Genomic DNA, 12,713 nt, shown 5'->3' on the forward strand with positions numbered 1-12,713 from the left:
AACGACAATTGCTGTATTTTCGCTTCAGTTCATCAAGAACTGCTTTCCGAAGCACTCCGTCGCCTTTACCATGTATAAAGACTATCTTTTGCTCCCGCTTATTCTTGTATGTCTCCATCACCTCACGAAATTTATCCAGTTGATAATTCAATATTTCACTGTTACCCATTCCGTTGGTATCATCCAGCAGAGAATCGATATGCAGATCTATCTCAACAACTCCACTTTTTCCATCATGTCCCCCATTTGGCTTTACGATGGGTTGTGACTTAGGTTTATCAACAGATTTCTTTTGCAATAAAACCGTTTGAAGTTCTTCCGCCGATACATATACCTGTTTAGCTGGCATATCGTCTTTCACTATATCATAAATTAATGCAGGTTCTTCAAAAAACTCGGAAGTACTAAATGTATGTAACTTATAAAACTTCACAGTATCAATCCTCAACTCCACATTCACAGCAGGTTTGATTGCAGCAGGTTTACCATCTTTAAAAGCAATAAACTGAACTGCTATATGTTCCATTTCATTCAGTATATCTTTAGTAAATTCTTCCAGCAATAATTTTGTATTCGGTTCAACCAATCCATGTGAACGAGTTTTCCATGCTGTTCCTTCCCCACTCATATACGTGTAATACAAATAATAATTGCTATCATTTACCAAATAAGTCTCAAAGGGGGTAGTCATCATTGCCTTTGCATCTTCGGGCACATAAGCAAGAAATACATTCAATGTATCTCCGCCACGTACTTCCGGTTGACGTTGTACTATAGGCATCTCTGGTTTCATCGGTTTCGCAGGTTCTTCATGTTTCGGAGCCGATGTGCTTAGCTTACGCTTCATATTGTAATCATCTGTTTCAATCACTACACACTCACGTATCGGCATCGGGATATCAAATCCGTCTGCATCTTCTACTAAAACAAAATCTTTACCTCGGAATCCTGTTACAACTCCACCACCTACTTCACTAAGAAAGCGTACTTTATCTCCTATTTTCATCGTTATATATCTCCTATTAAAGTTCAAACTAATAATGAATAACAAAGATAGAGCATTTCTATGAGAATCTACCGAAATCGATTCCAAAAACAAGAAATCCATTTTTATTTATTATTTTTTCCTAACTTTGCTCCATTAGTACAAACGCTTCCATCTGAATAACTACAAAACGGCAACAAAGACGATGAAAAATTCTATCAAAGTGATTGCTTTCGATGCAGACGATACGTTATGGAGTAACGAACCCTTTTTCCAGGAAGTAGAAAAACAATATACAACTTTATTGAATCCTTATGGTACTTCACCAGAGATATCATCAGCCTTATTCCAAACTGAGATGAAGAATCTAAAGTACTTGGGATATGGTGGGAAAGCATTTACGATTTCAATGATTGAAACGGCACTACTTGTTAGCAAACAAAGAATTCCAGCTTGTGATATCGAGAAAATTATTAATTTGGGCAAGTCATTATTAGAAATGCCAATTGAATTATTGCCGGAGGTCAAGAAAACACTTGAAACTCTGAAAGGAAAAGGCAAATATAAGTTGGTAGTCGCAACAAAAGGGGATTTATTGGATCAGGAAAATAAGTTGGAACGTTCAGGATTATCCTCTTACTTTGATCATATTGAAGTAATGTCTGATAAAACAGAAAAAGAATATCTTCGATTATTAAAAATTCTGCAAATAGATCCTTCTGAATTTGCCATGATTGGCAACTCACTTAAATCAGATATCCAGCCAGTATTATCTTTGGGAGGATACGGAGTTCATATTCCCTTCGAAGTGATGTGGAAACATGAAATCATTGCTACTTTTACACATGAACATCTGAAACAAGTGAAACGTTTCGATGAACTATTATCCTTGTTTTGACATACAAGCATTGGTATGAGAAGTTGAGATAGTACGTATAATACTAGTGATTAAAAGCAACACATTAAAGTTTAAACATATTATAGTAACTTCATTAATTCCGCAGCCCTACAAGCTTCTATCGAATTACCAACAGAAAGTTTCTCCAGAATATTCTGTCGGTGTCTGTTTACAGTATTAACACTAATACAAAGCGAATTTGCTATTTCCTTGCTCGACAAACCTTTCCTGATACAACGGAGTATCTCTTTTTCACGTTCGGATAATATATTCCGGTGCTCATCCGAAAGGAATAACGTTTCCACTTCACCACGTTCCATGTGAGTGATAGTTGCATAGATTCCGGATTCAGGCCGTTGGTCAGCAGCTAGAGAGTAAAGACAAAAAATCAACCACACATTTCCCGCAGGAGCATTCTCCATAATTTGCACTAAATTATCGACATACTGATATACTCCTTTTTCATTCATCATGCGCAGCCTGCATCTTCCCCGATATTTCAATCGTTCTTCGGAGGATATCGAAAAGGTCTTCTGGAAGAATTTATACTCCAACAAACGTTTCTCGACTAAATCCTCCGGATGAATCCGCTGATAAATATAATCCTCGTCCATTGAGTCAATCATTTGCAAAGATGCCTCCTCAAAAGTCAATCCCAAGAAGTGTGCCCATGGATGAGCAGCTACATAACTTCTCCGACTAAAAAGATCAGAGATCACAGCACATCCACCATTAATGGCTGTCAGTGAATGGATAAACTGTTGATGTTGCTCCAACTTTTTATTATCCAACGTTTCATGAAGGATCGAATGTGTGGCATAAACTTCGTCTATTTCTTTTTGTAGTACGTCCATCTCCTAAAATGGTTAATATTCAGTATTGTCATATATAAACATATGACTTATCTTTGCACCACAAAGATAAACAAATAAGAAACGTACATGAAACATTTAAAACTCAAATTACTGTCAATTGCATTATTGACAGCCACAACTTCGACTATGGCACAAAGTTTGGATAAAATGAATTGGCTGAACGAGCCTCAACAATGGGAAATTAAAGATGGTAAAACATTGGTAATGGATGTTCCTGCAAAAACAGACTTCTGGAGAATTTCACATTATGGATTCACTGTTGATGACGGTCCTTTCTATTATGCTACGTATGGAGGAGAATTTGAAGCAAAAGTAAAAATAACCGGAAATTATGTGACTACCTTCGATCAAATGGGATTAATGCTACGCATCGATCATGAGAACTGGATTAAGGCAGGCGTAGAATATGTAAACGGTAAACAGAATGTCAGCGCTGTAGTAACACATCACACCAGTGACTGGAGTGTAGTACAATTACCGGACGCTCCACGTTCTATTTGGATCAAAGCAGTCCGGAAGTTAGACGCAGTAGAAATCTTCTTTTCACGTGATGACAAAGAATATATTATGATCCGTACTTGCTGGTTACAGGACAACTGTCCCGTAATGGTTGGTTTAATGGGTGCTTGCCCCGACGGAAAAGGATTTACTGCTACATTCGAAGAGTTTAAAGTAACTCAATTACCTGATCAACGGAGATTGGAATGGGCAAAAAGACAGCAAAATAAATAGAAACTGATAGATCATTAAAAAAAGGAATTCCGGAATAATATCTGGAATTCCTATTATAGACAAAAAGTCCTTCACCTCTTCACAACCCTTTATTCATCGTCATTAGAGGGTGAAGGCTTCCCTTCACATCTGCATTCACCTATTCACCGACCCCAATTCAGTAATTCGTCGATCCGACTATTCTTTATCATATTTCATAATATCTTTATCTCTCGTCCAATTCATTAATAGATAAGTTCTTCTCTACTAATCATAAACTTTCTTTATCCCTATAGAGAAGTTTTTCTTGCTTAAAACAAATCTATAATTGAAAGTTCTAATTATACAAATGCAAGTTTTGTTTTTACAAATGCAAGTTGCATTTATAAAAACAAAACTTGCATTTAGAGTTTAGTAAAGACCAAAAGTAAGTTTACTATTAAAGGAAAGAAAGTTTGTCTCTAATAGAAAGCAACTTTTCTATTAATACTTATATAACGATAACTATATTTCTACTATTTACCACATAAATAAATTACAACTCACTCCAACTCCTACGTACACTCCATTCGGATAGCCATATCCAGCCTGCAAACCAAGTCCCCACCGTTTTCGCTTAGACTGAATAAACACTCTCTCAGTAATTATTCGCGCAGGGCTATAAATTTCAATACTATCCAATTTCGCATTATACCCAGATATCCAAGCCCGGTAGAGACTATCCTTGTATTCTTTCTGGGTAATAGGTACACAAGTAGAGTTCGCCTGCATACTCCAACGGCTTGCCCTTAATGAGCACTATGGTCTGTATTTCCAAACCTAACAAGCCGGCAGAGGTTTTCCATACGGAGCATTTCACACAGGTATCGAAACTACGCAGCCGCCTTTGAAATTACAGTTTTCAGCAGCAATTCTGCCGTTACAAATACTTCACGGTCGGAAACACGTTGGTAGTGTTTGATGATTTAGTTTTGACATTGTCAAGCGCAAGATTGATGTCACAAGCTTCCCAGATTTCCCTATTCGCACGGTTTCCCTGTACGCCCCAAAACGTTCTCCTTTGCGTTTCCCTGTTTTTACGCTGACTTTCGTTTATCCTCGCAAACGCTTTATTCATAAGCCATTCGAAAATATTCACCTTTTTTTCTGCGGTTATTTCAAAGATTTTCCGTAATTTTATACTCTGAGAGTATGGTGATAATCGTTTAAATGTTATAATTGGAGACTATAAAATTAATGCTTTTATCGTTATCTCCGTATTATTCAGACAAATAAATTATTTGATAATATCGAACTCATGCTAAATAGAGTAAAGGTTTAATTATTGAGGCTATGGGTATTCAAAGAATCAATCAATATAAAAGTTCATTCGACTCAACTGTAAAAAAGATAGTTGATAACAGCGGAGAATCAGTTAAAGTGTGGTATGCTCAAAAGTCACTAATTCTTTTGGAGTTTACATCAACTTTGTAATATGACATACAAAGAGTACAAACCAGACGCACTGCTTACGCCCTATATTGAAACCTACTGGACTGCTTGTGGTTTTCAGGGGCCCAAAGAGTCTCACCGGATTCTCCCGGACGGATGTGTGGATATTATTCTTTCACTCAACTCGTCAGCTCACTTTGAATTGATTCCCTTCCACCCGACTATTATCGGAACGATGACAACCTTTTGCAACGGTTCTTATACCAATGAGGTTTATTTGGTCGGTATCCGTTTTCGTCCTGCCGGTTTCACCGCTTTCTGTCGAGTGCCCATCCATGAATTTACGGATAAACGGATTGATTTGGCATTAGTAGAGAGTCTGTTCGATGAACGTTTTTACGGTGGTCTTCCCGAAAAAGAGACAACAACGGAAGTGATCCGACACATTGATTCTTACTTTATCCGAAAGTTGAAAGATGTTTTTATACCGGAAGCTCGGATTGTTTATGCCATCGAATTGATCCGGCAATCCAATGGAGTATTATCACCGGATGAAATCGCCCATAAAAGCTGTCTGTCCATTCGACATTTTGAACGAAAGTTTAAAGCCGCTATTGGGACTTCTCCAAAAACATTCAGCAAAATCGTGAAGTTTCAACACACTTGCGACTACTTGAGAATGAATAATGATAAAAGTCTGCTTTCGGCAGCTATTGATTGCGGGTATTATGATCAGGCACATCTGATTAAAGATTTTAAAGCGTTGTCGGGAAGTACTCCTTCCAGCTTCAAACTATAAAGTCGCTTTTTTACACCAAACGAATGAGATTATAGTTTTAACTTTGTCCAAAAATAAAACAATATGAAATCAATCGAAGAAAAAGCGGCCGAAATGGTCGCAACAGCACAAGTCATTACAGTGGCTTCCATCGACGAGAACGGTTATCCGCGTCCAGTGGCAATGGTGAAAATCAAAGATGAAAATGGAGCAATCTATGTTTCAACAGGAACAAGTTCGGCAAAGACAGCTCACTTCAAAGCAAACCCCAAAGCGGGTATCTCAATCGTGAAAGGTTGCAGCAGCATTGTCTATACCGGCGAAATGGAAATTGTGACGGATGAAGCCGTTAAACGTTCGCTGTGGGGCGACTGGATGTTGGACCATTTCCCCGGAGGAATGGAAGATCCTGAATATTGTGTGCTGAAGTTTACACCGAAATCGGCAACCTACTGGATTGATAATCTATTTGTGAAAGATCAAAAATACATGAATTTATATTGCCAAAGCTGCGGTATGCCAATGCAAACATCCGATCTTTTCGGAACCAACCAAGACGGTTCGGCAAACCAGGAATATTGCTGCTACTGCTATAAAGATGGAGCATTTACATCAGACTGCACTATGGATGAGATGATTGATCATTGCATTAAATATCTTAACGAATTCAACAATGCAAGCGATACTCAATTCTCCAAAGAGGAAGCCATTGACAAAATGAAAACGTACTTCCCTACTCTCAAACGCTGGAAAGAAGCAAAAGCAGAGTAACCGAAATCAAAAGAAAAAAAGCAGAATCCATAAAGGAGATGCAGGCAACTATTTTAGGCAACTCAACCGGGACGGAATAGAATCCGCCAACCTAGTTGAGTTGCATGAAAAAGGCATTAAAAATACATGTTCACACATAGGCTAGAGTCTATCATTACTTCCATCCGGTAATATCCGGTGTTACCTCCTGACGCAAATCATCCTACTTCATTTGGGTACAGTTTCCTGTTTTTGTACTCCCTCTTTCTATAAATTAGTGCATAATTCTTTAGTCTTCATCGACTATCATTTCACCTTCAGCAACTATAAAGTATCTCAAAAAAATCCGTCTTTGCTTGGAATAAGAATAAAATATATCTAGATTTGCCACTTAAACATATGTATGAACATACAATTTCATTTAAGCAAAAGCAGAGACTTATCATTTGTTTTATAATGAAGAGCCGTACTACTAAATATACATACTGATTGTTGCATAACTAAAAGACAGATAGATGAAACGACTACTTTTTTCCTTATTACTGACGCTGTTCGTTACATTGCACACAATGGCGGATAAAACAATCTGGCAAATTGGCGAGAAAGATTCTTCGGCGGCGGAATTAGCATTAGGTCCCTCAGATTACACAAAGTTTCTGGCTAACGACTTCGGTTATGAAGACCGTTATTTCTTAATTGGAACTTCAAAGGTAGAAAAAGACTTTTCCTATGTACTTCCCGGACCTGCGGATCAATGGGGAGGAACAGGAGGAACATCAGGTTGGCGAACACACGATACGACTATTCTCTTTAATCTCGAAAATGCTCCTACATCCAAAGACTGGAATTTAGTAATTGATCTATTGGGCGCAAGTCCGTTGGGAGCAGTCGTAAAGGTCACCGTTAATTCTGTAAGCAAAAGGTTTGTCATCGAGGGAGGTCCCAAAGAAGTATTGGAAGGCGATGTGCAAAATGCTAAAAAGACAACTTTAACCTTTCCGATTGAAGATGAAATATTGAAGAAGGGAGGGAACTCCATTGTTATTTCTGTCTTAGAGGGCGGTTGGATTGTATTTGACCAAATACGACTAATGGGCCCTAATCAAGCAACATTAGGTAAAACGAGCACAAAAGCATTTCTTCGTGATGTCTACGCTGCTAATTATGAGATAGAAAATAATGGAAATAGATTTCAACCTTTGTTAGTTGATGTCGAACACTTGACCGGAAGCCCCAGACTTAAAATAGAAGTTGATAACGTAGAGATATTTTCTTCTGTCATGGACACTGCTCGTTATCAATTTGAAGCTCCTATGCCGGCAGTACATAAATCTAAAAAAAGTACGTATAAAATATGGGCGGACAATGACTTGTTACAATCCGGAACCATTATCCGTAGTGCCCAAAAGCTACAGACCTATGCTGACTATGTGGATACTAAGATGGGAACAGGACATTCCCGTTGGATGATTGCTCCCGGCCCCTGGATGCCTTTTAGTATGGTGAAGTTAAGTCCGGACAATCAGAATGCAGGATGGCAGGCGGGGTATCAACCTACTTTTGAAACCATTGGGTGTTTCAGCCACATCCATGAGTGGACCATGGGCGGATTGGGCATGATGCCTACCAATGGTGAGCTTCAAATTAAGGTAGGCGATGAATTAAGACCGGACGAGGGCTATCGTTCGCGCATTGACAAAGGGACAGAAGAAGCACCGCTCGGATATTATAAAGTATATCTCACCGATACTAAGATATGGGTGGAAAACACTGCGACTACGAGATCTTCTTTTCAGAAATATACCTTCCCCAAAGAGAAAGACGGGCGCGTGATGATCGATCTCCAGATTCCTACGGAATATGATTATGGATTGCTGGACGTGAAGATAAATAAGGTGAGCGATTATCGGATCGAAGGGTACAGCCACCAACGCTCTCCCCGTCCTCATGTATGGAGTGATGACGCGGATCAGGAATATGTGGTGAACTTCGTCATTGAGTTTGACACTCCCATTAAAAAAGTGGGAGGATGGATGGAAGACAAAGTCCTTGAATCCGGCGGTATTGAAGGGAAGAATCTGAAACACGCAGGGCTGTACGTTGAATTTGATACAAAGAAACACCCGGTGGTTCAGACTCGTACAGGTATCTCTTTAGTCAGTATAGCCAATGCTTCGGAGAATTTAAAAGAAGAAATATCCGATAAGTTTGATTGGGATTTTGACGCGATTGTACAAAACCAGAAACAAGTATGGAACAATATTCTGGGTCGAGTACAGATTACAACAAACGACCGTTTGGAAAAAGTACGGTTTTATACCAATGTATATCGGTCTTTTTGCAGAAATACTTGGAGTGATGTGAATGGTGAGTGGATGTCGGCAGACAAAAAAGTACAGAAGTTGGCGAATCCGGAACACCGGGCCTTGGGATGTGATGCTTTCTGGAATACCTTTTGGAATTTGAATCAGGTCTGGAATTTATTAACGCCCGAATGGTCTTCCAAATGGGTAAACTCTCAATTGGCTTTATACGACACAAACGGATGGCTGGCTAAAGGACCGGCAGGAATGAAATACATTCCTGTAATGGTAGCCGAGCACGAAATTCCCCTCATCGTTTCAGCCTACCAAATGGGAGTCAGAGATTATGATGTTCATAAAGCATTTGAGGCAGTAAAGAAGATGCAAACAACACCGGCAACTCATGTTGCAGGCGGATTTGCGGGAAACAGGGATCTGATTTCTTATCTTCAATATCATTATGTCCCCATTGAAAAAGGGCGTTTCTCCAATACGTTAGAATATTCGTTTGACGACTGGACAGTAGGGCAGTTTGCCAAATCGCTGGGGAAATATAAAGATTACCAAACCTTTAGTGAACGGGGGACTTGGTGGAGAAATGCAATCAATCCGGCTAACGGATATGCGCATATGAGAGACACACTGGGAAATTACACGCCGGATTTTGATCCGTTTAAGTCGGGACGAAATCATTATTATGTGGAGGGAAATGCCTGGCAACTAAGTTTTTTTGTACCTCAAGATATGCCTGCTTTAGTTAAATTGGTAGGGCAAGAAAAGTTTGTAGAACGCCTGAATTGGGGATTTTCGGCCAGTGAACCATGGAGATACAATGCTCCCAATGATCAGTACTGGGACTTCCCGGTAGTTCAGGGCAATCAACAGTCGATGCATTTTGCTTTCTTATTCAACTGGGCGGGAAAACCGTGGCTCACACAAAAATGGAGCCGTTCTGTGATCGACCGATATTATGGTTCGGGAATTGCCAACGCTTATCTGGGTGATGAAGATCAAGGACAGATGAGTGCCTGGTTTGTGATGGCTGCTATCGGTTTGTTTCAGACAGAAGGTGGTTGTAAAGCCGACCCCGTCTATGAAATAGCAAGCCCTCTATACGAAAAGACTGTCATTAACCTGAGCGGACTTTATGATCGTGGAGAACGATTCACAATCATAGCAAAAAATACTTCGAGAAAGAATAAATATGTTCAGAGTGCCATGTTGAATGGACAGCCATTAGATAATTTCTGTTTCCCCGCTTCTGAATTATTGAAAGGAGGAGAGCTAATTTTGGAAATGGGCGACGTACCCAATAAAGCATGGGGAGTTGGCAGATGATAGGGCTAAGCCCTATCATCTCTCTGCATCTATCGTATAAGTGAAGCTATCTGCCCGGTAATATCCGATATTATATTCGATGGGAACTTCATTCACATCATACACGAATCTTTTCCGTATTAATATCGGATCACTGGATTTAATCTCTAACTTTTCGGCAATAAACTCTCCCACCAGCCTTGCGGATATTTCTTCCTTACTGGTCTTTACCACTATGCCATACTGATTCTCCAGCATTTCATATAAAGGGCGGGTATAGTCTTCTTCCCCTGTCAATGGGATATTGGGATTGAAATAAGAGATAAAGTACACAAAAGGATATTCTTTTTTCCCCCTCACCCGTTCCATTACCACACAACGGGCATCGGAATTTGGACCTAAATTAAAGAAAGTACGAATTTCCTCGGAGGGCTTTTTCAAACTGACATGAAGCTCAAAGTTACGCACTTCAACTCCCAGCATCTTCATTTCCTGAGAGAAACTAAGCCAGTTTTTCACTCCTCCTACGATACCCTTCTTGACCACCTTGGTTCCAAATCCTTTCTTTCTCACCACGAGACCTTCGAACACCAGTTTGTTAATGGCTTGCCTCAGTGTGTTTCTCGAAATGTGCAATTGTTTGGACAATTCAACTTCATTGGGAAGTAGTTTCCCATTTTTGTATTCTTCAGATTCGATGAGTCCTCTCAAAATCTCTTCTGCCTGAACATGAAGTGGTTTATCACTATTATGGTCTATCTTCATTTCTTCAAAGGGGTAATTTTCAGCAAATATAAGATTTCTCAAAAAAACAACCAAGTATTGTTGGCAATAAAAAGAAAACCTTTACATTTGCACAATACATATCATGTATGAACATACACAATATTAAAATTAAAGAAAAACATGAGGAAAGCTAATTATGATAAATTCCCATCTACAAAGCTAACGGGAATGCTTGTACAAGGTTGGGAAGCTATCATTTCCAAATTAAAAGAGAAAATAGATACGAGAAAAGTGCTGGCGGTAGATTTATATACCGGAGTATATGAAGAAGAAGTACTGGATGTTTTTTCGAAAGGTTTCTCCGGAAAGGTGATCAATGTACGGGATTTGATGAAGCCGGAACAAGAAATTATCACGATGACCGAACGCTTTATGACAGAAGATGTTTTGTTCGGCTATGTCACTAACTTGAAGTTGGAAGATTATTTGGATGCGGACAAATTGGCTAAAGCCCGTCAGGAAATCAATGAATCAGAAGAATTTGTGATAATCATAGGGACCGGAGCTTCTTTAGTTGCCCCTCAGGACGCTTTGATAGTCTATGCGGATATGGCACGTTGGGAAATACAACAACGTTTCCGCCGCCACGAAGTAATGGCCTTGGGAGTGGACAACCGTGCTGAAGCCGTTTCCTTGCAATATAAAAGGGGATATTTCAATGATTGGAGAGTTTGCGACAGCTATAAAGAGCGTTTATTTAATAAGGTAGACTTTTGGATTGACACTCATGTGGCGGGATCACCGAAGATGATTGATAAAGATACTTTCTTTAAGGGGATAGAAGCAACGGTAGCAACACCGTTTCGGGTAGTTCCCTTCTTTGATCCTGCTCCTTGGGGCGGTCAATGGATGAAGGAAGTTTGCGATTTGGATCGTGAACGCGAAAACTATGGCTGGTGTTTCGACTGTGTGCCCGAAGAAAACAGCCTTTTCCTGGAGGTAAACAACGTGCGCTTTGAACTTCCTTCTATCAACTTGGTGCTGCTCAAAAGCAAAGAATTGTTGGGCGAACCGGTAGAAGCACGCTTCGGCAAGGACTTTCCGATTCGTTTCGATTTTCTGGATACCATGGGCGGAGGCAATTTAAGTTTGCAGGTACACCCCACCACACAGTTTATTCGCGAAAGTTTCGGAATGTGTTATACGCAAGATGAAAGTTATTATCTGGTAGATGCAGGCGAAGACGCAGTGGTTTACTTGGGAGTAAAAAGTGAAGTGGACAAAGAAGCCATGATCAACGATCTGCGTGCGGCGCAAAAAGGAGAGCTGGTTTTTGACGCTGAAAAATATGCGAATAAGATTCCTGCAAAGAAACACGACCATTTTTTGATTCCGGGAGGTACAATTCACTGTTCGGGTGCCAATAGCATGGTGCTCGAAATCAGTTCCACTCCCAACCTCTTTACTTTTAAATTATGGGATTGGCAACGTCTGGGCTTAGACGGAAAACCCCGTCCTATCAATATAGAACGCGGAAAACAAGTGATTCATTGGGAACGGGACACGGAATATGTATATCAACATCTTCGCAACCGGTTTCAGGAAGTCGCTTCCGGTGAAGGATGGGTGGAAGAACGTACAGGATTACATCCGAATGAATTTATCGAGACCCGTCGTCATCACTTCACGTCGCCGGTGTTGCATCATACCAACAATAGCGTAAACGTACTGAACTTGCTCGAAGGAGAAGAAGCAGTGGTTGAAAGCCCCACTCATCGTTTTGAGCCTTTTGTGGTACATTATGCCGAAACATTCATCATTCCTGCCGAAATAGAAGAGTACACCATTACTCCGTATGGCAAATCTGCCGGAAAAGAGTGTGTAACCATCAAAGCCTACGTGCGCTTCTAATCGCAAAAAGTCCATTTATCTAATATGT

10 protein-coding genes and 2 pseudogenes are annotated in these 12,713 nt (G+C 39.9%); 7 read left to right on the plus strand and 5 right to left on the minus strand.

Features of this window, described 5'->3' with window-relative positions; genetic code table 11:
• The coding region (locus PHO71_RS20565; protein WP_300206951.1) for a DUF2027 domain-containing protein at positions 1-1,006 on the minus strand (1,006 nt) is incomplete at its 3' end.
• 184 nt (positions 1,007-1,190) lie between these two features.
• Here PHO71_RS20565 and PHO71_RS20570 point away from each other — a divergent pair.
• Positions 1,191-1,883: an HAD family hydrolase gene (locus PHO71_RS20570; protein WP_300206953.1), complete on the plus strand. Its 693-nt coding sequence runs from the start codon at positions 1,191-1,193 to the stop codon at positions 1,881-1,883.
• A gap of 80 nt (positions 1,884-1,963) precedes the next feature.
• Here the strand turns inward: PHO71_RS20570 and PHO71_RS20575 are convergent, their stop codons facing one another.
• Positions 1,964-2,737: a response regulator transcription factor gene (locus tag PHO71_RS20575; protein ID WP_300206956.1), complete on the minus strand. Its 774-nt coding sequence runs from the start codon at positions 2,735-2,737 to the stop codon at positions 1,964-1,966.
• 87 nt (positions 2,738-2,824) lie between these two features.
• Here PHO71_RS20575 and PHO71_RS20580 point away from each other — a divergent pair, with 87 nt between their 5' ends.
• Positions 2,825-3,490, plus strand: coding sequence for a DUF1349 domain-containing protein (locus PHO71_RS20580; RefSeq protein ID WP_300206958.1), 666 nt, complete (start codon positions 2,825-2,827; stop codon positions 3,488-3,490).
• A gap of 498 nt (positions 3,491-3,988) precedes the next feature.
• Here PHO71_RS20580 and PHO71_RS20585 read toward each other — a convergent pair whose 3' ends face one another.
• Positions 3,989-4,240 carry a DUF6808 domain-containing protein gene (locus PHO71_RS20585; protein ID WP_300206961.1) on the minus strand — a complete coding sequence of 84 codons (252 nt, stop codon included), beginning with the start codon at positions 4,238-4,240 and terminating at the stop codon, positions 3,989-3,991.
• 140 nt (positions 4,241-4,380) lie between these two features.
• Positions 4,381-4,526, minus strand: a pseudogene (locus PHO71_RS20590) (site-specific integrase); the annotation flags it as partial.
• 417 nt (positions 4,527-4,943) lie between these two features.
• Between PHO71_RS20590 and PHO71_RS20595 the strand changes: the two are divergent.
• The 4 genes and pseudogenes from PHO71_RS20595 (at position 4,944) to PHO71_RS20610 (ending at position 10,069) form a co-directional block, all read left to right on the plus strand.
• Positions 4,944-5,699: a helix-turn-helix domain-containing protein gene (locus PHO71_RS20595; protein WP_300206963.1), complete on the plus strand. Its 756-nt coding sequence runs from the start codon at positions 4,944-4,946 to the stop codon at positions 5,697-5,699.
• A gap of 63 nt (positions 5,700-5,762) precedes the next feature.
• Positions 5,763-6,125, plus strand: a pseudogene (locus tag PHO71_RS20600) (pyridoxamine 5'-phosphate oxidase family protein); the annotation flags it as partial.
• Between the two features lie 42 nt (positions 6,126-6,167).
• On the plus strand, positions 6,168-6,449 hold the full coding sequence (locus PHO71_RS20605) for a zinc ribbon domain-containing protein (protein ID WP_300207035.1): 282 nt from the start codon (positions 6,168-6,170) through the stop codon (positions 6,447-6,449).
• A gap of 494 nt (positions 6,450-6,943) precedes the next feature.
• The gene (locus PHO71_RS20610) at positions 6,944-10,069 is read left to right on the plus strand and encodes a GH92 family glycosyl hydrolase (protein WP_300206966.1); all 3,126 of its coding nucleotides are present in this window, start codon (positions 6,944-6,946) and stop codon (positions 10,067-10,069) included.
• A 15-nt stretch (positions 10,070-10,084) separates the two neighbouring features.
• Here the strand turns inward: PHO71_RS20610 and PHO71_RS20615 are convergent, their stop codons facing one another.
• On the minus strand, positions 10,085-10,813 hold the full coding sequence (locus PHO71_RS20615; protein ID WP_300206968.1) for a GntR family transcriptional regulator: 729 nt from the start codon (positions 10,811-10,813) through the stop codon (positions 10,085-10,087).
• A 141-nt stretch (positions 10,814-10,954) separates the two neighbouring features.
• Here PHO71_RS20615 and PHO71_RS20620 point away from each other — a divergent pair, with 141 nt between their 5' ends.
• Positions 10,955-12,685: a class I mannose-6-phosphate isomerase gene (locus PHO71_RS20620; RefSeq protein ID WP_300206969.1), complete on the plus strand. Its 1,731-nt coding sequence runs from the start codon at positions 10,955-10,957 to the stop codon at positions 12,683-12,685.
• The last annotated feature ends 28 nt before the right edge of the window (positions 12,686-12,713 follow it).

The organism is Bacteroides sp., from assembly GCF_028690125.1.
Lineage (GTDB): Bacteria > Bacteroidota > Bacteroidia > Bacteroidales > Bacteroidaceae > Bacteroides.